At 73.0% G+C, this 26,828-nt stretch carries 19 protein-coding genes and 6 pseudogenes; 12 read left to right on the top strand and 13 right to left on the bottom strand.

Annotated features, from left to right (window positions below; all coding sequences use genetic code 11):
- Nucleotides 1-39: 39 nt before the first annotated feature.
- The 4 genes from O7602_RS18920 to O7602_RS18905 form a co-directional block, all read right to left on the bottom strand.
- On the bottom strand, nt 40-1,587 hold the full coding sequence (locus O7602_RS18920) for a hypothetical protein (RefSeq protein ID WP_281583968.1): 1,548 nt from the start codon (nt 1,585-1,587) through the stop codon (nt 40-42).
- A gap of 119 nt (nt 1,588-1,706) precedes the next feature.
- Nucleotides 1,707-2,669 carry a sensor histidine kinase gene (locus O7602_RS18915; RefSeq protein WP_281583967.1) on the bottom strand — a complete coding sequence of 321 codons (963 nt, stop codon included), beginning with the start codon at nt 2,667-2,669 and terminating at the stop codon, nt 1,707-1,709.
- The gene (locus O7602_RS18910; RefSeq protein ID WP_281583966.1) at nt 2,666-3,487 is read right to left on the bottom strand and encodes an MEDS domain-containing protein; all 822 of its coding nucleotides are present in this window, start codon (nt 3,485-3,487) and stop codon (nt 2,666-2,668) included. Before O7602_RS18910 ends, O7602_RS18915 begins: the two co-directional genes overlap by 4 nt.
- 23 nt (nt 3,488-3,510) lie before the next feature.
- A complete protein-coding gene (locus tag O7602_RS18905; protein WP_281583965.1) occupies nt 3,511-4,620 on the bottom strand; it encodes a hypothetical protein in 1,110 nt (369 codons plus the stop codon).
- 245 nt (nt 4,621-4,865) lie between these two features.
- On the opposite strand from O7602_RS18905, the gene O7602_RS18900 reads away from it, so the two are divergent.
- Nucleotides 4,866-5,375, top strand: coding sequence for a DinB family protein (locus O7602_RS18900; RefSeq protein WP_281583964.1), 510 nt, complete (start codon nt 4,866-4,868; stop codon nt 5,373-5,375).
- Here O7602_RS18900 and O7602_RS18895 read toward each other — a convergent pair.
- On the bottom strand, nt 5,359-6,339 hold the full coding sequence (locus tag O7602_RS18895) for a glycoside hydrolase family 88 protein (RefSeq protein ID WP_281583963.1): 981 nt from the start codon (nt 6,337-6,339) through the stop codon (nt 5,359-5,361). The two genes, O7602_RS18900 and O7602_RS18895, sit on opposite strands and share 17 nt — an antisense overlap.
- A 131-nt stretch (nt 6,340-6,470) precedes the next feature.
- On the opposite strand from O7602_RS18895, the gene O7602_RS18890 reads away from it, so the two are divergent.
- Nucleotides 6,471-6,854, top strand: coding sequence for an SCP2 sterol-binding domain-containing protein (locus tag O7602_RS18890; RefSeq protein ID WP_281583962.1), 384 nt, complete (start codon nt 6,471-6,473; stop codon nt 6,852-6,854).
- Nucleotides 6,851-8,932 (top strand): glycogen debranching N-terminal domain-containing protein, encoded by a 2,082-nt coding sequence (locus O7602_RS18885; RefSeq protein ID WP_281583961.1) that lies wholly within the window; start codon nt 6,851-6,853, stop codon nt 8,930-8,932. Before O7602_RS18890 ends, O7602_RS18885 begins: the two co-directional genes overlap by 4 nt.
- A 10-nt stretch (nt 8,933-8,942) precedes the next feature.
- Here the strand turns inward: O7602_RS18885 and O7602_RS18880 are convergent, their stop codons facing one another.
- Both O7602_RS18880 and O7602_RS18875 read right to left on the bottom strand, forming a co-directional pair.
- Nucleotides 8,943-9,644: a Pr6Pr family membrane protein gene (locus O7602_RS18880; protein ID WP_281583960.1), complete on the bottom strand. Its 702-nt coding sequence runs from the start codon at nt 9,642-9,644 to the stop codon at nt 8,943-8,945.
- Nucleotides 9,645-9,653: 9 nt separating this feature from the next.
- Nucleotides 9,654-10,568, bottom strand: a complete 915-nt coding sequence (locus O7602_RS18875) for a hypothetical protein (RefSeq protein WP_281583959.1) — start codon at nt 10,566-10,568, stop codon at nt 9,654-9,656.
- Nucleotides 10,569-10,658: 90 nt separating this feature from the next.
- On the opposite strand from O7602_RS18875, the gene O7602_RS18870 reads away from it, so the two are divergent.
- A complete protein-coding gene (locus O7602_RS18870; protein ID WP_281583958.1) occupies nt 10,659-11,549 on the top strand; it encodes a DUF72 domain-containing protein in 891 nt (296 codons plus the stop codon).
- Between the two features lie 91 nt (nt 11,550-11,640).
- Here the strand turns inward: O7602_RS18870 and O7602_RS18865 are convergent, their stop codons facing one another.
- From O7602_RS18865 to O7602_RS18855, 3 genes are read right to left on the bottom strand one after another with little or no spacing between them, the layout of a single operon-like run.
- Nucleotides 11,641-12,270 carry a hypothetical protein gene (locus O7602_RS18865; RefSeq protein WP_281583957.1) on the bottom strand — a complete coding sequence of 210 codons (630 nt, stop codon included), beginning with the start codon at nt 12,268-12,270 and terminating at the stop codon, nt 11,641-11,643.
- A gap of 53 nt (nt 12,271-12,323) precedes the next feature.
- Nucleotides 12,324-13,193, bottom strand: a complete 870-nt coding sequence (locus O7602_RS18860) for an alpha/beta fold hydrolase (protein ID WP_281583956.1) — start codon at nt 13,191-13,193, stop codon at nt 12,324-12,326.
- A 59-nt stretch (nt 13,194-13,252) separates the two neighbouring features.
- On the bottom strand, nt 13,253-14,467 hold the full coding sequence (locus tag O7602_RS18855) for a globin domain-containing protein (RefSeq protein WP_281583955.1): 1,215 nt from the start codon (nt 14,465-14,467) through the stop codon (nt 13,253-13,255).
- Between the two features lie 150 nt (nt 14,468-14,617).
- Between O7602_RS18855 and O7602_RS18850 the strand changes: the two genes are divergently transcribed.
- Both O7602_RS18850 and O7602_RS18845 read left to right on the top strand, forming a co-directional pair.
- A complete protein-coding gene (locus tag O7602_RS18850; protein WP_281583954.1) occupies nt 14,618-15,055 on the top strand; it encodes an Rrf2 family transcriptional regulator in 438 nt (145 codons plus the stop codon).
- Nucleotides 15,055-15,687 (top strand): class I SAM-dependent methyltransferase, encoded by a 633-nt coding sequence (locus O7602_RS18845; protein WP_281583953.1) that lies wholly within the window; start codon nt 15,055-15,057, stop codon nt 15,685-15,687. The genes O7602_RS18850 and O7602_RS18845 overlap by 1 nt, the downstream gene beginning before the upstream one ends.
- 106 nt (nt 15,688-15,793) lie before the next feature.
- On the opposite strand, the gene O7602_RS18840 is transcribed toward O7602_RS18845, so the two are convergent.
- The gene (locus O7602_RS18840; protein ID WP_281583952.1) at nt 15,794-17,050 is read right to left on the bottom strand and encodes a hypothetical protein; all 1,257 of its coding nucleotides are present in this window, start codon (nt 17,048-17,050) and stop codon (nt 15,794-15,796) included.
- A gap of 282 nt (nt 17,051-17,332) precedes the next feature.
- Here O7602_RS18840 and O7602_RS31010 point away from each other — a divergent pair.
- From O7602_RS31010 to O7602_RS30985, 6 pseudogenes are all read left to right on the top strand, one after another.
- Nucleotides 17,333-18,808: pseudogene (locus O7602_RS31010) on the top strand (ATP-binding protein); the annotation flags it as partial.
- Nucleotides 18,809-18,826: 18 nt separating this feature from the next.
- Nucleotides 18,827-20,230 (top strand): annotated as a pseudogene (locus tag O7602_RS31005) (DNA topoisomerase); the annotation flags it as partial.
- 30 nt (nt 20,231-20,260) lie between these two features.
- Nucleotides 20,261-20,899 (top strand): annotated as a pseudogene (locus O7602_RS31000) (toprim domain-containing protein); the annotation flags it as partial.
- Nucleotides 20,900-20,931: 32 nt separating this feature from the next.
- Nucleotides 20,932-21,339: pseudogene (locus tag O7602_RS30995) on the top strand (DNA gyrase subunit A); the annotation flags it as partial.
- Between the two features lie 27 nt (nt 21,340-21,366).
- Nucleotides 21,367-22,188: pseudogene (locus O7602_RS30990) on the top strand (LAGLIDADG family homing endonuclease); the annotation flags it as partial.
- Between the two features lie 441 nt (nt 22,189-22,629).
- Nucleotides 22,630-24,711: pseudogene (locus tag O7602_RS30985) on the top strand (DNA gyrase subunit A); the annotation flags it as partial.
- Between the two features lie 107 nt (nt 24,712-24,818).
- Here the strand turns inward: O7602_RS30985 and O7602_RS18825 are convergent.
- Nucleotides 24,819-25,454, bottom strand: a complete 636-nt coding sequence (locus O7602_RS18825) for an alpha-ketoglutarate-dependent dioxygenase AlkB (RefSeq protein ID WP_281583949.1) — start codon at nt 25,452-25,454, stop codon at nt 24,819-24,821.
- Between the two features lie 40 nt (nt 25,455-25,494).
- Nucleotides 25,495-26,820, bottom strand: a complete 1,326-nt coding sequence (locus tag O7602_RS18820) for a polysaccharide pyruvyl transferase family protein (RefSeq protein ID WP_281583948.1) — start codon at nt 26,818-26,820, stop codon at nt 25,495-25,497.
- Nucleotides 26,821-26,828: the final 8 nt, after the last annotated feature.

Below are 26,828 nucleotides of genomic sequence, written 5' to 3'. Positions count from 1 at the left end.
CATATGGCAAAGGCAGGTGGCAAGCGCCCCTCCTTACCGTCAGGCTGGGGTGCGGACGTCCGTGTCCTCGTCGGGGACGGGACGCGGCGCCGGCGTGCGCACCGCGAACGCGTCGAAGCTCGGCCCGTCCAGCCGCTCGATGAACGGCTCGGCGCTCGGCCGGTCGACCTCGCCCCGCTCGGACTCCGCCCGCTCGGACTCCGCCCGCTCAGAGTTCGCCCGCTCAGAGTTCGCCCGCTCCGCGTCGAGCCGCCCGGTGTCAGGCCGCCCGGTGTCCGTCCGCTCGGCGTCGGACCGCTCGCCGCGCGCCGGCTCGGCCGCCGCCGGGACGGAAGCGGCCGGGCGCGCGAGCACCTGCGGATACTCGGCGGTCTCGCTGCCACCCGCGGCAGCCGCCATCACCGCCGCCGCGGCCAGGTCGGCCACCCGCTTTGCCTCCCGCTGCACCCGGGCCCGGGTCTCCTTGGCGTGCTGCTCCGCCAGGTCCGCCGCCCGCCGCGCCTCCTCCAGCCGCCTGGTCTCGGTGGCCAGGTCCCGGCGTACGCCGACCAGCCGCTCCTCCAGCTCGGCGCCGGCCTGCTCGATCTCGGTGATCTCCCCGCGGGTCTCCGCCAACTGCTGGCCGACGGTCTCCAGCTCGGTCTTGAGCTGGGCAAGCGCCTCCTGCCGCTGCTGGACCTCCCGCTGCACGACCGCGAGCTGCTCCTGGTGCGCGGCGTTCTCCTCGTCGGCCCGCTCCCGCACCTCGGTCGCGTACTGCTGGGCCTCGGCGACAAGCGCGGCGATGTCCCGTTCCGCGGCGGTTGCCCGGTCGGCCAGCTCCTGCTCGGCGGCGGCCCGCCGCTCGTCCAGCTCGCGGGCCATGGTGGCCTGCCACTGGGCCAGCTCCTGCTGCGCCTTGCTCCGGTTGGCCTGCACCTCCTGCTGGATCTGGGTGCGCGCGGCCTTCACCAGCGCCTCGGACGCCGACCGGGCCTGCTCGACCTGCTGGGTGGTCTGCTCGGAGATCCGCTTGGCTTCCTGCTGGGCCCGGTCGTGCACGGCCTGACCCTCGGTGCGCAGCTTCTCCGCCAGCTCCCGCGCGGCGGTCAGCTCCGCCTGTGCGACGGCCCGCCGCTCCTCGTCCGCCCGCTCCTGCTCGGCCCGGCGGGTGGACAGCTCCTCGTCCAGCTCGCGCCGGTCCCGGGCCGCCTGTTCCTGGGCCGCGGCCAGCACCTTCTCCGCCTGCGCGTGGACGTCGTCGGCGCGCTTCGTGGCCATCTCGGTGATCTGGCCGGCCTGCTTCTCGGCCAGATCGAGGATCTGGTCGACCATCGGGCCGAGGTCCCGGAAGGAAGCCCGGTCGACAGGCGTCGGGCGGTCGCGCAGCTCGACCGCCTCGGCCTGCGCCCGCTGCATCTGCGCGGTCAACTCGCGGACCTGTGCGTACGCCCGGTCCCGGGCGGCGGTCAAGGAGCTGACCTCGCCGTCCATCTGCTCGACGTACCTGTCGACCTGCCGTTTGTCGTAGCCGCGCAGGGCCGGGTCGAACCGTGGCCGCGCGGACACGTCGTCGTGGGGTGCGAACGGTTCCTCACCGTTGGACATGCGCCATCCTCCGTCGGTTCGCCAGCGCCAGGCCGCGGGGCACGATGAGGCGCAACGGTACCGTGTCCGCGCGCGCCGTTGACCCCGCCCCGCCCCGGGACCGCCGGTTGGTCGGTCGGTCAGACCGGGAAGTGGGCATTCCCCGCCGTCAGTCGGATGGTGAAACCGTCGGCGTCGCGGTGCGAGGTCACGTGGTCGCAACTCTGGTGGGTGATCCAGAGCCCCAGGCCGCCCTCGCTGCCGTCGCCCGCCGGCAGCAGACCGGCGTACGGGTCCTTGGGGCCGGGACCGCGATCGTGGACGGTCACCACGATCCGGTCCGCCGCGCACCACACCCGCACGCGCACCGGCGTCGTCCCGTGCCGCAGCGCGTTGCACACCACCTCGCTGACGGCCATCACCAGGTCGTCGACGCCGTCGGGCGAAAGCAGGCCGTGGTCGGCGGCGCGTACCGCCTCCCGGGCGCGGGCCGGCGTCGGATCGGTCAGGTCGACCGCGGGCGTGGTGTGCTGGAGCGGGTCGAGCGGGGCCGGGTGGTGCTCGGCCAGGTAGCTCACCGGCTCGGTGTAGACGCCGGTCGGCTCGTGGGCGTCGTCCGGCCCGGCGATCCGGGGATGGGTGCGCGCCACGTCGGCCAGCACGTGCGGCGGCGCGACCCGCCGGTCGTACGCGCACATGCTCCAGAGCGGGAACTCGTCGTACGCGTGGTTTATCGCCGACTCGTAGCGGGCCCACCAGTCCCAGGTCGCACCGAACACCACCGGCGGCAGCTCGCCGACGATCCGGATCTGCGTCGCGCCCGCCGCCACGTGCCCGGCGAGCAGTTCCCGGTAGGCGCGGATCGCCCCGGTGGGCCGGGCGTAGACGTCCCCGCCGGGCAGGAACGTGACCCCGGCGCCGGCCGGCAACGCCCGACGCACCAGGTCGGCGTTGCGGGCGCCGAGGCCCACCACGGTGGGCTCACCGGCCTCGACGCCGCCGGTCAGGAACGGCAGCACCACAGCCAGCAGGTGCTCGTCGGAGTCGTAGAGGATCGCCTCGTGGAAGTAGCCCACGTGCCCGGCCGCCGCACCGGTCCTCATCGGAGCACCTCCACCCGTACCTCGGTCAGGCCCAGCAGCTCGACCAGCCGGGCCACGGCCGGGCGGCGGGTGCGCAGCACCACGGCGGCGCGGTGCCGGCGGGCATGGTCGCGCAGGCGCAGAAGCGCGCGGTGGTCGACGAAGCGCAGGTCGGCCGCGTCGACGACGAGCCGCCCGGCGACCGGTCGCGGGTCGGCCCGGTCCAGGGCGGCGGCGAAGAGCGCGTGGTGAGTCTGGTCCAGCTCGCCCCCGAGCGCCACCACCGCGTCACCGTCGCCGGCGTGCAGCCGGAACGGCACGTCGGCGTTGCTCTCCGGATGCAGGCAGGCCAGCTCGGCGACCGCCGCGTCGCCGAGCGCCCGGCGGTCGTAGGCGCACACCGCCGACATCGGCCGGTGCCGCATCCAGCGGTCCACCTGGTGCTCGTAGCGGGCGAACGCGTCGCGCCGGGCGGCGTCACGGACCAGGGCGGTCGCGTCGGCCACCACCCGCAGGCCGGTGTGGCCGGCGGCCAGCGCCTCGGCGGTGGCCCGCGCGTACGCCCGGACCTGTCGCCGAGCGTCGACGGCCCGGTCGTGCCGGTAGGCGTCGCCGGTCGCGAACAGCCGCACCGTGCCGCGACCCAACGCGGCGTCGAAGCCGGGGACGGACCCCAGCCGCCGGGTCACGGCACCGGGCTCCTCCGGCCCGACCACCCAGACCTGCTCACCGGCCGCGAGACCGACGGTGACCTGCTCGACCGTGCGGGCGTGCCACGTGGCCGGGTCGTCGTAGGCGAGGCAGGCGTGGCCGTGGCCCGTCGCGGCCACGCTCGTCACCGGCTCCGCCCCATCAGGTCATTCTAAGCCCAGCCGAGCTGGAGATCGCGCCAGGCGGTCGACTCCAACGGCGGGTCGCCCAACGGCACTCCCGTCGAGTTGTTCCAGTACGCGATCGCGTCCACGTCGTGCTGCTGCCGCAGCCAGGTGACGTGGTCCCGGAGCGCCTGGGCCCGGCCCGCGCCCGTGGTGTCGGCGGTGGTCCGGCTCAACCCGTACTCGGGCACCAGCAGCCGGACGCCGGGGACGGCGGCGCGCACCTTGCCGAAGGCCACCCCGAACATCCGGGAGGCGGGCCAGTACGCGGCGGTGTCCTGCGAGTAGCAGTCCACCCCGTAGTGCGTCATGCCCGGGTAGACCCAGTCGGTCGGGTTGCCGCGCCCCTCGTCCAGCCAGTAACGGGTGACGATCGGGCCGTGCCCCAGCACCCAACGCCGTTGGGGATGCGCGGCCAGGATCTGGCTCACCCGGGCGGCGGTGGCCCGGTACGTCGCCGGCGTCACGTCGCCCATCGGCTCGTGGTACCAGGTCAGGTAGATCGGCCGGCGCACCTCGTCGAGCCAGCCCGCGAGCTGCTCGACGTCGTCCTTCCAGGAGACGTGCATGACGGCCGACGGCGCGTCGGCGAACTTCCCGGCGTTCAGCGGGGGCAGCTCCGGCAGCGCGTCCGCGTCCGGGCCGTCGGTGCCGTAGTCACGCATGTAGCGGATGCCCGGATAGTCGGCGACCACCCGCCGGGTCCGTGCGCCCTTCTCGGCGGACATGCCGACCAGCAGTGGCACCGTCAGGGTGGCGCTGCCGGTGCCGGCGCGCCCCGCGCCGTCCCGGGCGGTCGCGGTGAGCGTCACCGTGCCCGGGCCGGCCAGTACGCCGACCGTGAAGCGGGTCGGGTCGGCGTCGGCGGGCGTGACTGTCACACCCGGTGAGGCGCTGCCGAGCTGCACGGTCAGCGGCACGCTCAGGTCCAGCCGGACCGGGCTGTCCCAGGCCACCCCGGTGGGGTCGCTGACCCGGCCGGGGAGGGTCAGCAGTCGGGAGTCGGGATGGTAGGCGTCGACCCGTACGGTGGTCGACTGCCCGGGTGTCAGGACGGTCTGGTCGGCGGTGACGGAACGGATCACGGGTGCGGCCATGACGATCTCCTTCGACGTGCGCCTACGCGCTCCAGCCGCACGTCTTCGGGTGACCAGATAGGCTCTGAGCTGCTCTTTCACTAGCTTGCGCCGATTCGGTGCGGACCGCCACAGGTGGTAGCAGATGGTGCGAAACCCGAGGCGGGCCCGACCACCGGATGACTCCCGGCGGCGATGTTTGCCGGACGCGCTCGGCGGTACTGCACCCGGGGGACGGCAACGAGACGGTGGGGGAGTGAGGCGCGGTGGACGTGAACGACCTGCTGACCGAGGCGTACGGGCGGCTGCCGGACCTGGTCGCCGGTGCGCTCGACGGGCTCGACCCGGAGCAGCTTCGGCAGGCCCCGGCCGACGGGGCGAACCCGGTCGGCTGGTTGATCTGGCACCTGACCCGGATCCAGGATCATCACGTGGCGGACCTGCTCGGGGAGAAGCAGCTCTGGGCCACCGGCGACTGGGCGCAGCGGTGCGGCCTGCGCCCCGACGCCGACGACACCGGCTACGGCCACGGCCCCGAACAGATCGCCGCGGTGCGGCCGGATGACGGCGGCGTGCTGCTCGACTACCACCGGGCGGTGGTGGAACGGAGCTTGGCATACCTGCGGCGGTTGCGTCCGGGCGATCTGGACCGGGTGGTGGACGAGAACTGGGACCCGCCGGTCACGCTCGGCGTACGGCTGGTGAGCGTGCTCGACGACGACCTTCAGCACGTCGGGCAGGCGGCGTACGTGCGCGGCCTCATCCGGCGGGACTGACCGCCGCCCGGGCGCGCCGCAGCGCGGCCTGCCCGAGCAGGTGGCAGGCCTGCGCCTCGGGCGAGGTGCCCGGTCCGGCGAAGTCCGGCGCTCCGCTGACGCCGGTCACCCGCCCGTACCGGTCCACCCGCCGGCCGGCGGCGGCGAGCAGCTCCGCCCCGGTGTCGAGCCACGACGGCGGCAGCCACCCGTCGGCCACCCCGGTCAGCGCCGCGTACCCGAGCAGTTGGGCGGTGTTGGCCTCGCGGAACGTGCCGGGATCGTCGAGCACGTCGGGGAAGAGCCCGTCGTCGGTGCGGTGCCTCAGGCAGGCCGTCAGCACCTCCTCCACGTGCCCGGCCAGCTCGGCGCGCGTCCCCGCCGGCCACCGCGGCGCCAGGCGCAGCGCCCGGGCGATCCCGGCGACCACCCAGCCGTTGCCGGTTCCCCAGGGCCCCGGCCGGTCCAGCTCGCCCCGGTCTTCGTCCCAGCGGGCCGCGTACAGGCCGGTGCGCGCGTCGTGCAACCGGCGCCGGTGCCCCGCCACCTGCGCGGCGGCCTGCTCCGTCCGGTCGGTCAACGCGAGCAGTGGCACCACCATGTAGACCGTGTCGGCCCACACCTGACGCCCGTCCAGCAGGTGGAACAGGGTGCCGTCGACGGCCCGGGGCGCCCGGCGCGTCAACCAGTCGAGCTGCGCGGCCAGCGCGGCGGCGTACCTCGGCTCGCCGGTGGTGTCCGCCGCGTGCCGGACCACCTCGCCGCACGCGGCGCCGTTCACCGCGCCCACCGAGCCGGCCAGCTCACCGAGCCGGCCGTCCGGCCGCTGCCGGGTCACCGCGGCGTCGGCGACGAGCGTCGCCACCTCGGGCCGGCCCAGGTCCAGCAGCGCCTGCCCGAGGATCCCCTGCTCCCACGACTCCCGCTGCATGGTCAGCAGCGCCAGCAGCACCCGGTCGGTGGCGGCGTTCCCGGTGATCGACATGGCCCTGCCGGTACCCGCTCCGCCGGCCCGTCTCACCCGGAACGGGTGAGTTGGACCCACCCGGGCGGCGGGAACCCAGCGCCTCGGGCGGAGTCCGGCATCGGCCGCCGCCACGGACGAGGGAGGGATCGATGAGCGCCTCCGCCGCGGAGTACCTGGCCCGGGGAGCGGCCGGCCATCACCCCGAGCTGCCCGAGACCACCTCCGGCACGATCCGCCTGGACCTGGGAGAGGGCGGCCGGACCGAGCACTGGTATCTGACCATCGACCACCAGGAGGTCGGGGTGACCCGTTCGGCCGAGGCGGCGGACCTGGTGATCCGGGCCGACCGGGAGGTGTTCGACCGGATCGCCGCGGGCCGCCTGCACCTGGCCGCGGCGATCCTGCGCAACGACATCAGCGGGCAGGGCAACCTACGACTGTTGACGATGTTGCGCCGCATCTTCCCCGGCCCGCCGGACGCACGGCACCCCCGGGACGTCGCTGGTTCCCCGCACCGGCTGGCGGCGCGATGAAGCAGGAACTCGTCTCCGTCCTCGCCGGCAACGCCTTCGCCACGGGCGACGCGCAGGGCGACATGGAAGCGGAGCCGTGCGTGCCGATCGGCCTGTTCTCCTTCGACACCCGGTTCCTGTCCCGCTGGATCCTGACGATCGACGGTGAGCGGTTGCAGGCGCTGTCCCGGGACGACCTGAGCTACTTCGAGGCCCGCTTCGTGCTGGTGCCCGGCGCCGCCAGCCACTATGTCGACGCCGACATCTCGGTGATCCGGTACCGCTCCCTCGGTGAGTCGTTCCACGAGGAGATCACGGTGCTGAACCACTCCGCCGAACCCGCCGAGTTCACGGTGCGGATGGAGATCGGCAGCGACTTCGCCGACACCGCCGAGATCCATCAACCCGGCCCGCGCCGCCCGGCCGCCACCGCCGACCCGGAGCGCCGTGAGCTGCGGATCCGCTACCAGCGCGAACGGTTCACCCGGGAGACGGTGGTCGCCAGCACCGCCCCGGTCGAGGTCGACTCCCGGGGGATGACCTTCCGACTCCGGATCGAGCCCAACGGCTCCTGGCGCACCGACCTGCACGTGCACATGGTCATCCAGGGCGCCGGCGAACAGGACCTGCGGACCGACATCGAGGCCCACCGCCAACAGGTCCGGCAGAGCATGGCCGACGACCTGACCCGGTGGTTCGACCAGGCGCCGCAGTTGGTCGCCGACCGCGCGCCCCTGGCCGCCGCGTACCGGCAGGCCCTGGCCGACCTGGCCGCGCTGCGCTACACCCCGCTCGCGTACGCCGAGCGGGTGCCGGTCGGCGGGCTGCCCTGGGCGATGACCCTGTACGGCCGGGACGCGCTGATCACCTGCCTGGAGACGCTGCCGTTCACGCCCGAGCTGACGCCGCCGACGCTGCGCATGCTCGCGTTCGCGCAGGGCGGCCAGCTCGACGACTACCACGACGAGGAACCCGGCAAGATCCTCGGCGAGCTGCGGTACGGCGAGACGGCCGCGTTCGGCGAGAAGCCCACCGCGCTCTACTACGGCGCGGCGGACACCACCCCGCTCTTCGTCGTCCTGCTCGACGAGTACGAACGCTGGACCGGCGACGCCGACCTGGTCCGGCAACTGCGCCACCCGGCCCGGATGGCGCTGGACTGGCTGACCGAGTACGGCGACCCGTACGGCGACGGCTACCTGCGCTACCAGCCGCGCAACACGACGAACGGGGTGGCCAACCAGACCTGGCGCAACTCGCCGGACGCGATCGTCGACCGGCACGGCGTCGTGCCGCCGTTCCCGCGGGCCACCTGCGAACTGCAGGGGTACGCGTACGACGCGCGGATCCGGGGCGCCCGGCTGGCCCGGGAGTTCTGGAACGACCCGGGGTACGCGCAGCGGCTGGAGGCGGACGCGGCCCGGTTGCGGGAGCGGTTCGACCGGGACTTCTGGCTGCCGAACCGGGGCTACCACGCGCTGGCCATCACCCCGGACGGGGAGCCGGTCGACGCGCTCACCTCCGCCCTCGGACACCTGCTCTGGAGCGGCATCGTCGCACCCGAGCGGGCCGACTCGCTCGCCGCCCACCTGTGCGGGCCGGACCTCTTCTCCGGCTGGGGAGTGCGCACCTACGCGGAGGGGCAACGGCCGTACAACCCGGTCGGCGCGCACCTCGGCGCGGTCTGGCCCTCGGACAACGCCCTCGTCGCGGCCGGTCTGCGCCGGTACGGCTACGACGCCGAGGCCGCCCAGGTCGCCGCCGGTGTGCTCGCCGTGGCGGAGACGCTCGGCGGGTCGGTGCCGGAGGTGATCGCCGGCTATCCGCGCCGGCTCACCAGGTACCCGGTCCAGCTTCCGGCGGCCGGGCGACCGCAGTCGTGGGCTTCCGGCGGCCTGCTGATGCTGCTCGCGACCATCTTGGGACTGCGCCCGTGCGGGGACAACCTGCTGGTGGACCCGGCCATCCCCGCCGGCTACGGAAAGATCGAGCTGCTCGACGTCCCGGGCCGGTGGGGCCGGGCCGACTCGTACGGCCGGGAACGAGGCAGTCGTCGGCGGCTGCGCACCGGCGGGGGAGCGGGCCGGCGCGCCGCCTGACCGCGCCCGCTCAGCCGGAGCCGGAGCCGCTGCGCTCCCGGGTCGCCGGTCCGTTCGCCTCGGGTTGCGGCGGCGGGTCGGCCCGGGACGTCCGGGCGAGCAGCCGGTCGACGCCCACGAAGAGCAGGCCCAGCAGCCAGAACACGGTGGCGAACCCGAGCGCGCTGACCCCGACGCCGTCGTAGCCGAGCTGCCCGGCGTCCAGGAACGGGTACGGGTAGCGGTCCACGACGAGGCCGCGTACCAGTGCGAACCCGAGGTAGGCGAGCGGGAACGCCAGCCACCAGGCGGCGTACCGCGGGCGCAGCCGGCCACGCCTGTCGAACAGCGCCCAGTCGGCCACGGCGAGCAGCGGCACCACGGTGTGCAGGAGCTGGTTGCCCCACCACTCGCCCGGCTCCCGGTGCGGCTGCGCCATGGCGAACGGGCTGGCTGGATTGGCCAGCACCAGGTGGTAGACCGTGCCGGTGATGGTGATGTAGAGCGTCACCGCGCCCTTCAGCGCACTCGGCGGCTCCGGCCGGTCGCGCGACGCGCACCAGGCGGCGTAGCCGGCGAGGACGCCGACCGCCACGTTGCTCTGGATCGTGAAGTACGGCAGCAGGCCGGTCACGGTGGCCGGGCCGAGCGCGGTGAGCACGATGCCGGCCAGCACGGCGAGCACCACGGCCAGGCGGAGGAGGATCGCCGGTCGGCGACGCCGGGGGGTCACCGGGGCAAGTTACCAGCCGGTTCGTCCATCGGCCCGCCGGCCGGACGGCGGCGGCGTCCGAGCCGTCACCGACCGGTGGGCGGAATCGTGGGCACGGGTTGACGGAACCACGACGTCGGGGGTGGGGACGCCTCCGGTCGGTGGACCGGTGGACTGGCCGGTCGGATCCGCACCCGACGGCGTGGCGGTCGGCCCGGGCGAACCGGAGCCGTCGAGCAGGCCGGCGCAGTAGCCGGGCACCCGGTCCGGGCCGCCGGCGGCGGCGACCAGACCGGCGAAGGCCGGCGTCTCCAGGGCGGGACCCCGCTCACCCTCGGCGACGGCTCGGTACGCGGTGCAGAGTCGGGCCGGTGCGGACGTGTCGGTCGCCCTGCCGGAAGGGCCGCTGCCGGCCGGAGGACTCGGGTACGCCGTGGGTCTGGCGCCGGCGGTGGGTCTGGCGCCGGCGGTGGGTCTGGCACCGGCGGTGGGTGTGGCGCCTGCCGTGGGCGCGGCACCTGTGCCGGGCGTCGCGGGTTGCCCGTCGACCTCGACGCCCCCGGGCAGGTTCCCGGTCACGGCGGCCAGCGCGACGCCACCGGTGAGCGTCGCGGCCAGGGTGGCGATGGCGAGTTTGGCGCCGAGCAGCCCGGCGGCGAATCGTCGGATCGGACGGCCGCCCGGGTCACGCCGTGCCGCCGCGCGCGTCCGCCGGCCGTAACCGGCGACCGGCCCGACGGCTGAGTCCGGTCCGGTGCTCTGCACACGCGCCGCTCGATAGGCCGCGAGGACGGCCGCCTCGCCGTCGAGTTCCCCGTTGCCGGGTGCGGCCCGCACGGCGTGGAGGAGCCGGACGAGCGCCCGGGGCGCAGCCGGCCGGGAGTCGCCGGCAGCACCGGCGAGCAACCACTCGACGGTCTCCTGATCCAGGCGGGGTGCGTCCATCTCGTGACCCTCAGCGCCGTCACCTGCCCGCGCGTCACACACCGGCCTCTCCGGTTGCCGGTACGTCCGGTTCGGGGTGAACTGAATGACATGGGTGTCATCAAGGTGGGCACGTCCTCGTGGGCCGACCAGATGCTGGTCCGCTCCGGCTGGTATCCAGGCGGGACCAACACCCCGGCCGGCCGGCTGGGCTGGTATGCCGAGCACTTCGGACTGGTCGAGGTGGACACCTCGTACTATGCCGTGCCGGCGCCGGAGACCACCGCGGGCTGGGCGGACGCGACCCCGTCGGGCTTCACCTTCGACGTCAAGGCGTTCCGGCTCTTCACCGGCCACCACACCCCGGTCGAGGCGCTGCCGAAGGACCTGCGACCGGCGGGTGGCCCGAGCCGGATCCGCTGGCGGGACCTGTCCGCCGGGGCGTACGACGAGTTGTGGGACCGATTCCACGCGGCGCTGGCGCCGCTCGCGGCGGCCGACCGGCTCGGCGCCGTGCTGTTGCAGTTCCCGCCCTGGCTGGCCCGCGGCGACGCGGCCCGCCGGCGGATCCTGGCCGCCGCGCGGCGGTGCCGGCCCTTCCCGGTCACCGTCGAGCTGCGGCACTCCTCCTGGTTCGCCGAGGACGCCGTGGTGGACACCGTGACGTTCCTGCGCGAGAACGGGCTCGGCTACGGCTGTGTGGACATGCCGCAGGGGCACGCCTCCTCGGTGCCGCCGATCCTGGTCGCCACCACCGACCTCGCGGTGGTCCGCTTCCACGGGCACAGCGACGCCTGGGAGAGCGGCGACAAGCAGGAGCGGTTCCGCTACGCCTACGGCGAGCGGGAGCTGCGGCACTGGTCGGTGCTGTTGCGCGAGCTGGCCGACAAGTGCGCCGAGCTGCACGTGCTGATGAACAACTGCTGCGGCGACCAGGCCCAGCGGGACGCCGCCCGCCTCGCCGGGCTTCTCGGCGTGGTTCCCGCCACCGCGCGCGCCTGAGGCCGCCCGGGACGGGGGCGGCACCGGCTCCCGAGCAGGGCACCGCGTGGCCGGCGACCCACCCCGATGTGGGCCGCCGGCCACGCGGTGGTCAGCGGGTGGCCCCGGCCATGTGCCGCGTGGCCGCGCCCATCGCGGCGACCTTGCCGACCGTCTTCGGCGCGGACATCAGCCCGCCGGCGCGATCGAGCATGCCGCGGAACACCTGGGTCGGCTTCTGCTGTTCGCTCATGTACGCCGTCACCACGACCAGCGCGCCGGTCAACGCCGGGATCGCCCACTGGAGCAGCTTCATCTGCCGCTGGCTGGCGGCGACATTGGCCGGGGTGTGGTGGTTCGGCTCGGTGGTCCCGTCGACGGGTGGCCCGCCCGCCCGCTCCAGGCGCATGCCCACCATCTTGCTGTACCCGGTCACCGCGAGCGCGCCGACGGTGAGCGCGGTCTTCACCGCGCTCGCCTTGCCCACGCCGGCCTGCCGGGCCATCCGCGGGCTCTCGGTGACCAGCTCGCCGACCGCGCCGGCCAGGTGCGCGCCGATCGCCGCCGCGTTCACCGGGGTCCACCGCGACCAGCCGGCCGAGGCCACCGGCAGCCGCTGGGTCGTGTCGTCGATTCGTGCCGCTGCGCCGTTGACGCCGAGCGCTCCCATCAGCGAGCCGCCGAACCAGGCCGCCAGGCCCAGGTCGTGCATCGAGCGCAACGTGGTGTGCCGTTCGGACATCTGATCCCCCTCCGCCGTGTTCGGGCGGTGCGGCATACCCGTCCTGGACCCGCTCACGCCCCCGGGATGCGGGTCGGCAGCGTGTCGGCGAACGCGGCCACCCGGGCGGCGAGCGGCGCCGCCGCCCGGACCCAGGTGAAGTGGTCCAGCGCGGCGCCCGCCTCGGCGACGGTGTACCGGTGCCGGGTGACCGGCGCGCCGGTCAGCTTGTCGCAGAGGTGGTCGAGCGTGTCGTGCGGCGTGTACTGGTCGTCGTCGACGCTCACCGCGAGCACGGGCGTCCGGATCCGCCGCACGGCGGCCTCCGCGTCGACCCCGTCGAGCGCCGGGAACCGCCCGGTGCGGGCGGTGTGCGCCCAGTCGCGGATCACACCGCGCGCCTGCCGGCCGCCGAAGCCCCAGCCGGGCCAGACGCCGAGCAGTCGGGCCGCCGCCGCGATGCCCTGGGTGTACGGCAGCACACCCCAGCCGCGTCGACCGGGATACCGTCGCCACCACGGCAGGCCCACCGCCACGAGCGCCAGCCCGTCCACCCGGCCGGCGTCGTGCAGCGCCTGGTGCAGCACCGCGACCTGCCCGCCGAGGGAGTGCCCGAGCAGCACCCGGACCCGGCCGTCCAGCCGTGGCTTGAGCGCGTCGAGCACCGCGCCGACGTCGCCGGCCAGCTCGGCGTAGCCGTACCGGCAGGTGCGGGCCGGGGTGGGGGTGCTCTCTCCGGTGCCGCGCAGGTCCGCCACGATCACCGCGAGCCCGGCCTCGCGCAGCGCGGCGGCGAACGGCCGGTAGTAGCGGGCCCGGACGCCCATGGCCGGCCAGATCACCACCACCGGCGCGCCGGACCGCCCGGCCGGCTCCGGATAGACCTGCACCCCGATCCGGGCGCCGTCGACGTCCACGTACTCCTGCGCGTACTCGACACTCACCGGCCCAGCGTAGCTACCGGCGGGTAGCAACGGTCGGCCGGTGCCGCACCGCCGGCCGGTCAGCCGGGCAGCATCCCGGGGCCGAACACCTCGTAGGCGATCCGTCCGGCCGGCACGCCCCGCCCCAGCAGGTTGCTCCGGACCAGGTTCATGAAGGCGATCGGGCCGCACAGGTGCGCCGTGGCCCCGGCGGTGACCGGGATCCGTTCCGGCTCGACCAGCCCGGACCGTACCTCCGCCTTCAGCCCGGGCAGGTCGCCGCTGGCGGCGTCCTCGTACCAGAGCCGGGCCGTGAGGTTCGGCAGCCGCTCCTGCAGCGCGGGCAGTTCGTGGCGCAACGCGTGCGTGCTGGCGGTCCGGTCGGCGTGCACAAGCGTCACCTCGCGGTGGGGGTCCTGATCGGCCAGGTGCGCCAGCGCCGCCATCGCCGGGGTGAGTCCGATGCCGGCGCTGACCAGCAGCAGCGGCCCGTCGCCGCCGGCCGCGTCGACCTCGCCGAACGCCGGGCTGAGCCGGAGCGTGTCGCCGACCGCCACATGCTCGTGCAGATGCCCGGAGACCATCCCGTCCGGCGCGCCCGCCTCGCCGCGGACCCGCTTCACGGTGATCCGCCACGTGTCCGCGCCGGGCCGGCCGGAGAGGCTGTACTGCCGGATCTGCCGCCCCTGGCCGGACTCCAGGTCGACCGCGACCGACACGTACCGGCCGGGAACGAAGCCGGGAGCGGCGGCACCGCCGGCCGGGGCCAGGGTGAACGAGACGACGTCGGCGGTCTCCCGGGCCCGGCCGGTGACCCGCCAGTCCCGCCACACCGGACCGCCCTCGGGCACGCCGGCCCCGGCGTACAGCCGTGCCTCCCGGGCGATCAGCTCGCACGCGAGCAGCCAGTAGACCTCGTCCCAGGCGGCGACGACCGGGGGCGTCACGGCGTCGCCGAGCACCTCGCCGACCGCCGCGAGCAGGTGCCGGCCGACGATCGGGTACTGGGTGGCGGTGATGCCGAGCGAGGCGTGCTTGTGCGCGATCCGATCCAGCACCGGCCCCCACGGCGGGCCGGCGGAGTCCCCGGTCAGGTGCCCGGCGTACGCGACCACGGCGGCGGCCAGGGCGGCCTTCTGCTGTCCGGTCGCCTGGTTGCCCCGGTTGAAGAGGTCCAGCAGTTCCGGGTGGGCGTCGAACATCCGCCGGTAGAACCGGCCGGTGATCGCCTCGCCGTGCGCCCGCACGGCGGGCAGGGTCGCGGTCACCACGGCGGCGGAGGATTCCGAGAGCACGACTGTCTCCTTCGGGCGTCCATCAGGTCGACCTCCACGAAACAGGAGTGACGGAGTCCTCTTCAGGGTCCAAAGTCCCGGCGTGAGCATGGCGTGGGTCACCCGAATCGACCCGTGTCACATTCGGCGTCCAGTGGCTAGGGTCGGTGCGTGAGGCTCAACCGGTCGACCGACATGGCGTTGCGGATCGCCATGCTGACCGCCGCGTCCCCGGTCCGCGCCACGGTCGACGAGCTCGCCACCCGACTCGCGCTGCCCCGCAGCCATGTCGCCAAGGTGGTGCAGCGGCTCCAGCGACTCGGCGTGCTGGTGACCATCCGGGGCCGTTCCGGCGGGGTGGCCTTCGCCGAGCACGCCGGCGAGCTGACCGTCGGGCACGTGGTCCGGGCCTTCGAGGGCGACGACGAGGTGGTCAACTGCGCCGAACCCGCCTGCCCGCTCGTCACCGGCTGCCGGCTGCGCGGCGAACTGCGCCGCGCGCAGGCGGCGTTCCTCGCCGTGCTCGACGGGACTCGCCTCGGCGATCTGGTCGACGGCGCGGCCGGCCCGCTCCTGCTCAGCCTCGGCGCCCCACCGGCGGCCCGCTGATGGGTTTCTCCCACCCGATCTTCGCCCGGCAGTTCGCGCGCGCCAGCGTCGCCATGGACGCCATCGGCGTCGCCGCGCACCGACGCCGCCTGGTGGCCGGGCTACGCGGCCGGGTGGTCGAGGTCGGCGCCGGCAACGGGCGTAACCTGTCGCACTACCCGCCGGCCGTGACCCGGGTGCTCGCCGTCGAGCCGGAACCCCTGCTACGCGCCCTCGCCCACGCCGCCGGGGCCGCCGCCGAAGTGCCGGTGACCGTCGCCGCCGGTCTGGCCGAGGCGCTGCCGGTCGCCGACGGCGCCGCCGACGCGGTGGTGTTCTCGCTGGTGCTCTGCTCCGTGCCCGACCAGGCGGTCGCGCTACGGGAGGCGCGTCGGGTCCTGCGACCCGGCGGCGAACTGCGCTTCTACGAGCACGTGGTCGCGTCGACGCGGGGCCTGCGCCGGGCCCAGCGCCTCGCCGACCGGACGCTGTGGCCGCTGTTCTGCGCCGGCTGTCACACCGGCCGCGACACCGTGGCCGCGATCCGGGCCGCCGGCTTCACCGTGACCGAACTGGACCGGTTCCGCTTCCCCGAGCGGGGGATCCCGGTGCCCGCCTCGCCGCACGTGCTCGGCGCCGCGATCCGGAGCTGACCGCCGCCCGGCGCGGCGCGTGGCGGTGCTGCCGCGCGGTGGGCCCACCGGCTCGCCGCGCCGGCGCGGGCCGGCGTACCCGGAGCGGGAACGCCGGCCCGCGGCCTCAGCGCACCGTGATCGTGCCGTCCGGCGCGCGGACGCAGGCCACGGTGCGGGCGCCCGTCGTCGCCGCCCCGCTCAGGCACCGGCCGAGCACCCGGTGGCCGGCGGCGCTCGGGTGCCACGACTCCTGGCAGGTCTGGAAGTAGGTCCCGCAGGCGTTCGCGATCCGCTGGATGTCGAGCTTGTCCTTGCCGGAGAGGCTGGTCACGAAGACGCCGCTCGGGCCGTCCATCAGCCGGATCGGAGTGGCCAGCGCGTTGGCCGGGCTGCCCGCCGACTCGCAGAGCCGGGCGCCGTCGAACGCCCGCTGCACGTTCAGGTAGACCAGGTCGTCGGCCGGGAACTCGGCGGCCAGCGTGTCGCGTACGGACCCGACCAGGGAACCGAGCCCCTGGGAGAAGCGCTGCCCGGGCGCCAGGCTGGCCCGGTGGATCGGACAGCCGGCCGCGTACCGCTCGGCGCCCAGGGCGCGGAACTTGTCCCGGGTGTCGTCCCGGTTGTCCTCACTCCAGTAGCTCTGCGCCAGCTCGGGCGGCAGCGGGTTGGTGTAGTCCTGGAACACGATCCGGTGCTGGCCGTCCGCGTCGACCTCGTCGAGCGTGGTGAGCAGTTGGCGCAGCGCCGCCGTGGTCTCCGCGGTGGCGGCGGAGAACTGCGCGGCGGTGCCCAGGTCGGCGTCGGTGCAGGGCTTCTGCTCCACCGGCCCGCCCAGGTAGGCCCAGAACTCCCACCAGCCGGTCCAGGCGTCGGCGATGAACCGGTTGGCGCACTTCTCCGCCACGCTGCCGAAGGTGAACGAGCTGTTGTTCGAGCCGAGGCCGACAAGCACCAGGTCGATGTCGTGGGTGCGCGCCACCGACCGGAGCTGGTCGAGCTGGGCGGCCACCTGCCGGCCCTTGGCCCGGGTGGCCGAGGCGTTGGCGATGTCGTACGGCTGCCCGCCGGAGCAGGCCAGGTTGAACCGCGCGGCGATCCCCGGCAGGTCGGCCTGGAACAGCGAGGCGTTCGGTGAGCGGTGGCAGAAGTAGGCGTTGGCGTTCGCCGCCGACCAGCCGGGGAAGCCCTGCGCGACGCCGTTGACGTCGACCACCGGGGCGTACGCGCCGGCGCCCTCGCCGCTGATGAAGCTGTCACCCAACGCCACCGCGGCGGTGGGCAGCGCCGCGGCGGCGGGCGCGGCGGGCGCCGCGGCGACCGGCAGCCCCACCGTGGCGAGCGCCAGCGCCGCCGCGAGCACGGAACGACGGAACACGGTCATGCCGACCACACCCCTCACCCATCGAAATGTGAAAGATTCTTCAAGGGGGCGATCAGATCACGCACGTGTGACGGGCGTCAATGGCTGGACATCGGCCCGACCCGGACCGGGAAGACAACCGGCGGGTCGGATCGTTGTCGTGCACGGACGCCTCCTCATACCGTGGGCCCTCGCCCCCGGCGCGCCCCGCTGGTCAACCGGACAACGCACCCCACCGGGTGCGTCGGACCTGTCGGGGTGCCGGGCTACGCTCGCTGCGGCGCGCCGCGCCCGGCGATCGCCGTGGGGGCATCGCACGGTGAACGGCACCACACCGCCGAGACCTGGGAGTACGACCAGTTGACCGCACAGCCTGAGACGCTCTACGGAGCCGACGACCTGACCCACCTGGAGGGCCTCGACGCCGTCCGCAAGCGCCCCGGCATGTACATCGGCTCGACCGACAGCCGTGGCGTGGGCCACCTCGTCAACGAAATCCTCGACAACTCCACCGACGAGGGCGTCGCGGGCCACGCCACCAAGGTCGACGTGATCCTGCACGCCGACGGCTCGGTGCAGGTCGACGACGACGGCCGGGGCATCCCCACCGACGTGCACGCCAAGTCCGGCATCTCCGGCGTCGAGCTGGTGCTCACCCGGCTGCACGCCGGCGGCAAGTTCGGCGGCTCGGGCTACAAGACCTCCGGCGGCCTGCACGGCGTGGGCGCCTCCGCGGTCAACGCCCTGTCCCGACGCTTCGACGTCACCGTCCGCCGCGGCGGCAAGATCCACGCGATGTCGTTCCGCCACGGCGTGCCCGGGGTCTTCGACGGAGACGGCCCCGACGCGCCGTTCACCCCCGGCCCCGGCCTCCAGGTCGTCGGCGCGATGAAGCGCGGCCAGCGCACCGGCACCTCGATCCGCTGGTGGCACGACCCCCGCTACTTCGAGACCGGTGCCGCGCTCGACGTCGACGCGGTCCGCCTCAAGCTGCGCAACACCGCCTTCCTCGTCCCCGGCGTGGCCTACCGGCTGCGCGACGAGACCGGCGAGGAGACCGCCGAGGAGCGCTTCCACTTCCCCGACGGCCTGACCGACATGGTGGAGTTCCTCGCCCCGGCCGGCGACCGCCCGGTCTCCGGCACGCTGCTGGTCACCGGTGAGGGCACCTACCGCGAGAACGCCGCCGACGCCAACGGCGTCATGCAGTCCAACGTGCAGCGTCGCGCCGAGGTCGAGATCGCGTTCCGCTGGGGCACCGGCTACGAACGCACCGTCGAGTGCTTCACCAACACCATCCGCAACGCCCACGGCGGCACCCACCGCAAAGGCTTCGAGCGGGCCCTGGCCCGCACCCTCGCCGAGGCCGCCCGCAGCGCCCGTGGCCTGCTCAAGCCCAAGGAGGACGCGCCCACCCTGGACGACGTCCTGGAGGGCATGACCGCGGTGGTGCACGTCCGCATCCCGGAGCCGCAGTTCACCTCGCAGACCAAGGACGAGCTCTCCACCGCCGGCATCACCAAGGTGCTCCAGGGGCTGGTCGAGGCGCACCTGAAGAGCTGGCTGGACGACCGGCGCACCAAGGCCGAGGCCCGCACCGTGCTCCAGAAGATCGTCGACGCGGCCCGGGTCCGGCTCACCCAGAAGCAGCAGAAGGACGCCGCCCGCCGCAAGACCGCGCTGGAGGGCGCGGCCATGCCGGCCAAGCTTGTCGACTGCCGCGCCACCGGCGTCGACCGCAGCGAGCTGTTCATCGTGGAAGGCGACAGCGCCCTCGGGTGTTTCACCGGCGAAACGATGGTCGCACTCGCCTCTGGCGAGGCCCGGTCATTCGCTGACCTCGCAGCCGACTGGGCTCAGGGCGTCACCCACTTCGGCTACACGACCAACAAGGCCGGCCGGGTGGTGCTCGCACCGCTTCAGGAACCTCGGCTCACCAAGCGGGACGCCGCACTGGTCCGGGTGACCCTCGACAACGGCGAGTCGGTCCGATGCACACCGGACCACCTCTTCCGGCTGCGCGACGGCTCCTACCGCCGAGCCGATGCTCTGACGCCTGGCGACTCGCTGATGCCGCTCTACCGACGCCTCTCCAGCAAGGCCGAGGGGCACAATCTGAATGGTTACGAGCGGGTCTGGATGAACGACCGCGCGGAGTGGGTCTACACCCACTACCTCGCGGACGGATGGAACCTCCGTCACGGCAGGGACAGCGCCGCGAACGGCAACGTCAGGCACCACATCGACATCAACAAGCGCAACAACGATCCGCGCAACCTGCGGCGGATGACCCCGGCGGATCACTTCGCCCTGCACGCCGCCATGATGGGCGACCACGTTCATGCGGCGTGGCGGGAGTGGTTCGAGAACGGTGGGCGGGAGTTCCGCTCGGCGATGTTGACCGCGCAGTGGCGGGATCCTGCCTTCCGGGAGGCATGCCTGGCCCGGCTGTTCGCGCTCAACGAGTCGCCCGCGTTCCGCGCCAAGATCGAGCAGAGGTTCCAGGAGTGGTATTCCGCGCTCAGCGATGACGAGAAGCGCGCCTACGCCGAGCGTATGCGCGAGCGCCAGCACGAATACTGGTCCCGTCCCGAGCACCGGCTCGCGGCCGCCGAGCGGGTGCGGTTGTTCTTCACCGACCCGGCTCGCCGCGAAGAGTGGCGTCGTCGTTCCGTACGCCAGTGGCAAGACCAGGACCTGCGTGCGTGGCGGAGTCAGAAGACCACTGAGCAGTTCGCGGATCCGGCCGAACGCGAGCGTCAGCGCAATGCCGTCCGGGCCTGGCACGAGGACAATCCGGAGTTCCGCCGGGCACATTCGCGTCGGATGGCGGGCCGGATGACGGACCCAGCCACCGGTCACCTCGCCAGAATTCAGGCTGGGCGCGCTCGCTATGTGGCCAACGTCCCGCGCGCCGAGCGGGCCGCCCAGCAGAAGGACGGGCGACGAGTAGCTGCCCTGCGACGACTCGCGCCGCTGGTGTCCATGCCCGACGCGGAGATGGCCGCCGCCTATGAGGCCGAGCGAAAGCGGACCGCGCGCACCGGCCTGCGATTCGATCGGCTACTGGCTCTGCACGAAGGCGACTACGCGCGCCTGCGAGAGGCAGCCGCGCTCGTCAACCACAGCGTGGCATCGGTCGAGCATCTGAGTGAGACGGCTGACGTCTATGACCTGACAGTCGAGGGCTACCACAACTTCGCGCTGGAAGCCGGGGTGTTCGTGCATAACAGCGCCCGAGTGGCGCGAACGTCGGAATATCAGGCGCTTCTCCCGATTCGCGGCAAGATCCTCAACGTGCAGAAGGCCAACCTCCAGCAGGTGCTGGACAATGCCGAGTGCGCCGCGATCGTGCAGGTGCTGGGCGCCGGCTCCGGCCGCACGTTCGACCTGTCCACCATGCGCTACGGCCGGGTGCTCATCATGGCCGACGCGGACGTCGACGGCGCGCACATCCGCACGCTGCTGATCACGCTCTTCGCCCGCTACATGCGCCCGCTGATCGAGGCCGGCCGGCTCTACGCGGCGATGCCGCCCCTGCACAAGATCACCACGAAGGGGCGCAACGCGCAGACCGTCTACACCTACACCCAGGCCGAGATGGAGGCGACGGTCCGCAAGCTGGAGAAGGCCGGCAAGCAGATCGTCACGCCGATCCCCCGGTTCAAGGGTCTGGGCGAGATGGACGCCGACGAGTTGTGGGAGACCACCATGAACCCGGCCACCCGGGCGGTCCGCCGGATCACGCTCGACGACGTCGAGGCCGCCGAGCGGATCCTCGACCTGCTCATGGGGGAGAAGGTCGAGCCCCGCCGCAACTGGCTCATCGACTCCGCCGACCGCGTCGACCGCGACGCCATCGACGCCTGACCACCGCGTTCGTTTCGGAAGGAAGCTGCACCATGGCACGCCGCAAGGACGACCGCGCCAAGGCGGACCTCTCCGCCTTCGACCAGGCCGGCGCACGGGTCTTCGACAACCCGCTTGTCACCGAGGTGTCCGACTCCTATCTGGAGTACGCGTTCTCGGTCATCCACTCCCGCGCCCTGCCGGACGCCCGGGACGGGCTCAAGCCGGTGCACCGGCGCATCCTCTGGTCGATGTACGAGCAGGGCCACCGCCCCGACCGTGGGCACGTGAAGAGTGCCCGCATCGTCGGTGACGTGATGGGTAAGTACCATCCGCACGGCGATACGGCGATCTACGACGCCATGGTGCGGTTGGCGCAGGACTTCTCACTCAACACCCCGCTCATCGACGGGCATGGAAATTTTGGGTCACCGGACGACGGCCCGGCGGCGGCGCGTTACTGCGTGGTAGGCGATACCCGGATCCGTATGGCCGACGGGACCAGCCCGCGAATTCGTGATGTGGTGAATCTTCCGCCGGACAGCGAGGCGGATGCCGACTTCGAGGTCCTGGACAAGGACGGCAAGGCCGTTCGGGTCAACAAGGTCTTCAACTCAGGAGTTCATCCGACGCTGCGTCTTACCACGGAGACCGGCTTCTCGCTGCGGGGCAGTGAAAATCATCTGGTCCTCTGCCTCGACGCCCCGATGGGCGTTCCGGTTCTCCAATGGAGGCGACTCGACGAACTGGCTCCGGGCGCGGTGGTTTGCCTCGCTCGGAATGCCTGGAGTCAGGTCATCCCCACCGCGCGGGAATACATGCTGGGCGTGTTGGGTGGCGCCTGGGTGTCGGAAGGCTTTGCGAGCGAGTCCCGGGCGGGGTTCAACAACACCGACGAGCACTTCTTCGATGAGGTCCTGCACGCCTACGACCAGGTCATCGGTGGGCGACGTTACGTCAGCGAACGGCATACCCGCCGAGACCGTCGGCGCGTCCGTGAGTTGGACGTCCAGGAGTCCGCCGGGGGCATGGACGCCTTCCGGGCAAGTCCGCTCGCCGAGTTGATCGGTCATCAGGCCAGGGACAAGTTCGTACCCGAGTTCGTCTGGACCGGCGGATGGGGTGTCAAGCGAGCGTTCCTGATGGCCCTGTTCGAGGGCGATGGCGGGGTCCGGGTCGCCAACACCACCAGCTTCACCATCCAGTACACAAGCTTCAGTGAGCGGCTGACCCGCGAGGTTCAGGAGTTGCTGGCAGAGTTCGGCGTTGTCGCCTGCCATCGGCAGTACACCCGCCCCAGCGGTTCGGTGGAGCACCGCCTGGTGGTGTCTGGGCTACGAAACATCAAGGCTTTCGCGACCCGGGTCGGCTTCCTGCGTACTAAGCAAGCAGTTCTGGCCGGTGTGCTGGGCCACGCGCCCTTGCGCCCGCACCGACTCAGTCAGGATCACGTCCCCTTTGTCGCCGACTACGTGCGGGATGCCCTCGACTTCGACCGACGGGGCAGCGGACGTAAATGGCTGACCCAGCACAACTTTGATCGCATCGAGCGGTGGGAGACTGAACGGCTCCCGATCATCGACCGAATCAAGGACACTGAGATCCTGGCGACCATTTTGCCAATCATGGACTCGGGGTACCGGTTCGAGCGTGTCGTTTCCGTGACTCCCGATGAGCCGGCAGAGGTCTACTCCGTACGAGTCGAGTCCGCCGACCATTCCTTCCTGGCCGGGGGCTTCGTCAATCACAACACGGAAGCACGGATGTCCCGCGAGGCGATGCTGCTCGTCGGCGAGCTGGGCGAGGACACCGTCGACGTCGAGCCCAACTACGACGGCTCGCTCACCCAGCCCACCGTGCTGCCGGCCGCCTTCCCCAACCTGCTCGTCAACGGCGCGTCCGGGATCGCGGTCGGGATGGCGACCAACATGATCCCGCACAACCTCGGCGAGGTGGTCCAGGCCGCCCGCTGGCTGATCAACCACCCGGACGCCACCCTCGACCGGCTGATGGAGTTCGTGCCCGGCCCCGACCTGCCCACCGGTGGGCTGCTGCTCGGTCTGGACGAGGTGCGCCGGGCGTACGAGACCGGGCGCGGCGTGGTGCGGATGCGCGGCCGGGTCGAGATCGGCCCGCTGGAGGGCAGCCGCGGCCGGCAGGCCATCACGGTCACCGAGCTGCCGTACGGCGTCGGCGCCGAGAAGGTCATCGCGGCGATCACCAACGAGGTCAACAAGACCAAGCGGCTGACCGGCATCGCCGACGTCAAGGACCTCACCGACCGGGAGAACGGCACCCGTTTGGTGGTCGAGTGCAAGGTCGGGGTCAACCCGCAGGCGTTGCTCGCCGACCTCTACCGGCTCACCCCGCTGGAGCAGTCGTTCGGCGTGAACAACCTGGTGCTTGTGGACGGCCAGCCGCGTACGCTCGGGCTCAAGGAACTGCTCGAGGTGTTCCTGTCGCACCGCTACGAGGTGGTGACCCGGCGCAGCGCCTACCGCAAGCGCAAGCGGGAGGAGCGGCTGCACCTGGTCGACGGCCTGCTGATCGCCCTGCTCGACATCGACCGGGTGGTCAAGCTGATCCGGGCGAGCGAGGACGCCCAGGCGGCCAAGGACGGCCTGATGCAGAGGTTCAAGCTCTCCGAGATCCAGGCCACCTACATCCTGGACACGCCGCTGCGCCGGCTGACGAAGTACGACCGGCTGGAGTTGGAGGCCGAGCAGGAGAAGCTGCGCGGTGAGATCGCCGAGCTGTCGAAGATCCTCGACGACCCGAAGGTGCTGCGGAAGCTGGTCTCCGACGAGTTGGCCTCGGTGGGGAAGCAGTTCGGCGCCGAGCGGCGCACCACCCTCGTCGACGGCGATCTGAAGGAGGTGCTGGCGGCCTCCGTGCCGGCCGGTCCGCTGGAGGTCGCCGACGACCCGTGCCAGGTGATCCTGTCCGCCACCGGGCTGGTCGCGCGGACCGCGGCCGAGTCGGAGGAGGCCGCCGAGGCGCGCCGGCGCAGCGGCCGGGTCAAGCACGACGCGGTACGCGCGGTGGTGCACTCCACCGCCCGGGGCCGGGTGTTGCTGGTGACAAGCGCCGGTCGGGCGTTCAAGATCGACGTGTTGCCGTTGCCGGTGCTGCCGGAGCAGGCCGGCACGGTGTCGCTGCGGGGCGGCATGTCGGCCGCGGAGTTGGCGCCGTTGGCGCCGGGGGAGACGGTGGTCGGGCTGGCGCCGCTGGGGCCGTCCGCCGAGGGGTCGCCCGGCCTGGCGCTCGGCACCCGGCAGGGCGTGGTGAAGGTGTGCTCGCCCGACTGGCCGGTCCGCTCGGACGAGTTCGAGGTGATCTCGTTGCGCGACGGCGACGAGGTGGTCGGCGCGACCTGGCTGACCGACGGCGCCGAGGCGCTGGCGTTCGTTTCCTCGGAGGCGTCGCTGCTGCGTTTCCCGGCGTCCCTGGTCCGCCCGCAGGGCCTCAAGGGCGGCGGGATGGCCGGCATCAACCTGCCGGCCGGGGCGCGGGTGGTCTTCTTCGGCGCGGTGCGCACCGACGATCCGCAGCACGGCGAGCCGATGGTGGTCACGTCGACGGGCGCCACGGTCAAGGTGACGCCGCTGAAGGCGTACCCGGCGAAGGGACGGGCGACCGGCGGCGTGCGCGCGCAGCGGCTTCTCAAGGGTGAGCTGGATCTGTCGGTGGCCTGGATCGGCCCGCGGCCGGTGGCCGCGACGGCGAACGGTGACCCGGTGGACCTGCCGCCGGCGGATCCGCGCCGCGACGGCTCCGGCTTCGCCGTGATGCTCGGCCCCACCGTGGTGGGCCACCACATCGACCGCGACTGACCCGCCCCCGGCACCACCCTTCGCGCGCCGATTCACGGAAACAGTGGCCATCCCGTCCAGGATGGCCACTGTTTCCGTGAATCAGCAGGTAAAAAAGGGGGTGGGGGTCAGGCCACCCCGGCGGGGCGGAACTGGACGCTGACCCGGGGACCCACCGGCCGGGTGGTCTTCGGCACCGCGTGTTCCCAGGTGCGCTGGCAGGAACCGCCCATCACCACCAGGTCGCCGTGGCCGAGCGGGAAGCGCAGGCCGGCGCCGCCGCCGCGCGGGCGCAGCAGCAGCGGGCGGGGCGAACCGAACGAGACGATGGCGACCATGGTGTCGGTGTGCGCGGAGCGGCCCTGGGTGTCGCCGTGCCAGGCCACGCTGTCCCGGCCGTCGCGGTAGAGGCACAGGCCGGCGGTGACGAACGGCTCGCCCAACTCGGGCGCGTAGTGCCGGGTGAGCGTGTCGCGGGCGGTGGTGAGCACCGGGTGCGGCAGCGAGCGGCCGGCAGCGTACCAGCAGAGCAGGCGGGGCACGTCGACCTCGGTGTCGTACATGGTGCGGCGTTCGGCCCGCCACGGCACGTCGTGTCGCAGCGTGTCGAGCACCGCGTCGGAGCCGCGCACCCAGCCGGGCAGGTGGTCGACCCAGGCCCCCCGGCTCAGCTCGTGGCGGCGCAACCGGCCCGCGAGCGGGCCCAGGGCCGGGCCGTCGGGGGTGAGGTCGAGCATCGAGGGCTGGTACGCGACGTCGGACACGCCCGCCATCGTAGCCCGTGGTCGAACATGCGTACGATCGTCAGCGACCCAGCATGCGGCGGACCGGGTCCGGGACGGCCTGCTTGATCCGCTGGCGCAACCCCTGGGCGCGGAGCCCGTCGATCGTCTCGGCGAGCGTGCGGTTCTCGTCGCGGAGCCGCTCGATGCGGGTCAGCAGCTCGGCCGGCGCGGTGGCGGCGGCCGGCCCGACGGCCGGCGGGAACTCCGTCTCCCCGACCTGCTTGTCGAACCGGGCGGCGCTGTCGCCGTCGGCGAACGACGTGCCGAGGTCGTGCTTGGCCAGGAACGCGGTGATCGTGTCGAAGCGGGCCTTGTGACCGGCGATCAGCGCGGTGTAGTCGGCCTCGGCGTAGAGGTCCGCGGCGTCGACGTCGGCCGGCACGTCCCGCATGATCCGGTACGGGATGTCGAAGTAGCGGGCCAGTTCCAGGGTGCGCGAGTCGTGGGCGAAGAGGTAGCCGGGGGTGCCGGCGAGCAGCGCCGTGATGGTGCCGTGGATCCGGGTGCCGAAGTTGAAGTCGAAGCCGGACAGGTGCGACATCCAGGTCCACGGGTCGACGAACATCCGCACCTTGTCCTCGACGAAGAGCGGGTGCGAGGTGTGCAGCGGCATCTCGCTGCGCTTGCCCCGGTGCTCGGGCGCGTCGCCGTAGAGCAGGGTGCCGAGGGTCCGCAGGTCCTGCGGGATGTAGCACAGGTTCGGGTAGCGCTCCCGGTGGTGGCGGACGACCTTGGCCATGGAGGCGACGTACGGGGAGATGGTCAGCGCGATCCGGGCGTCGGTGGTCAGCTCGGGGCGCTTCTTCGCCAGCCGGAACTCGTCGCCGTGCAGGAACATCGACGGACAGCCGATCTGCTCCACCGCGGAGAAGCCGAGGGTACGCAGATAGCTCTCGGTGATCTCGCCGCGTACCCCGATGCTGTGCGAGCGGTCGAGCACGGCCCGGCAGAACGCGCTGACCGGCTCGTCGATCTGGCGCAGGTATTCCCGGTCCCCGTCGACGTTCGTCTGCACGCCGACGCCGAGGACCACCACTGGGATCTTCAGGCGCTCGATCAGCCGGGTGAGCGGGTTGAGGCGGCGCACGAAGCTGCGGCGGAAGGCGTTGGCGAGCGGCACCACGAAGACGTCGTACCGCTCGTTGATCTCGTCGGCGTCGCGCGGGTCGGCCGGTGCCCGGTTCGGGGTGATCTGCGCCGTGCCGGTGGCCAGCAGCTTGTGCGCGGCGTGGCTGAACACCAGGTTGCCGCTGTTGTCGCCGATCCAGTTGCCGGCGAAGGTCTCCTCCGGCGTCAGGACGTCGAACGGGCCCTTGCGGGCGCGGAGCAGGATCCGCTGGTGCATCCGGTCGC

The organism is Micromonospora sp. WMMD1128 (genome assembly GCF_027497235.1).
Classification (GTDB): Bacteria; Actinomycetota; Actinomycetes; order Mycobacteriales; family Micromonosporaceae; genus Micromonospora.
The sequence above is the reverse complement of the archived record's forward strand: the minus strand, read 5'-3'. Positions and strand labels throughout refer to the sequence as shown.

Bases quoted from the DNA above. Each gene is read 5' to 3' on its own strand.
- O7602_RS18920 (WP_281583968.1), bottom strand. From the start codon at position 1,587: ATGTCCAACGGTGAGGAACCGTTCGCACCCCACGACGACGTGTCCGCG.
- O7602_RS18915 (WP_281583967.1), bottom strand. From the start codon at position 2,669: ATGAGGACCGGTGCGGCGGCCGGGCACGTGGGCTACTTCCACGAGGCG.
- O7602_RS18905 (WP_281583965.1), bottom strand. From the start codon at position 4,620: ATGGCCGCACCCGTGATCCGTTCCGTCACCGCCGACCAGACCGTCCTG.
- O7602_RS18895 (WP_281583963.1), bottom strand. From the start codon at position 6,339: ATGTCGATCACCGGGAACGCCGCCACCGACCGGGTGCTGCTGGCGCTG.
- O7602_RS18890 (WP_281583962.1), top strand. From the start codon at position 6,471: ATGAGCGCCTCCGCCGCGGAGTACCTGGCCCGGGGAGCGGCCGGCCAT.
- O7602_RS18885 (WP_281583961.1), top strand. From the start codon at position 6,851: ATGAAGCAGGAACTCGTCTCCGTCCTCGCCGGCAACGCCTTCGCCACG.
- O7602_RS18875 (WP_281583959.1), bottom strand. From the start codon at position 10,568: ATGGACGCACCCCGCCTGGATCAGGAGACCGTCGAGTGGTTGCTCGCC.
- O7602_RS18870 (WP_281583958.1), top strand. From the start codon at position 10,659: ATGGGTGTCATCAAGGTGGGCACGTCCTCGTGGGCCGACCAGATGCTG.
- O7602_RS18865 (WP_281583957.1), bottom strand. From the start codon at position 12,270: ATGTCCGAACGGCACACCACGTTGCGCTCGATGCACGACCTGGGCCTG.
- O7602_RS18845 (WP_281583953.1), top strand. From the start codon at position 15,055: ATGGGTTTCTCCCACCCGATCTTCGCCCGGCAGTTCGCGCGCGCCAGC.
- O7602_RS18840 (WP_281583952.1), bottom strand. From the start codon at position 17,050: ATGACCGTGTTCCGTCGTTCCGTGCTCGCGGCGGCGCTGGCGCTCGCC.
- O7602_RS18820 (WP_281583948.1), bottom strand. From the start codon at position 26,820: ATGCACCAGCGGATCCTGCTCCGCGCCCGCAAGGGCCCGTTCGACGTC.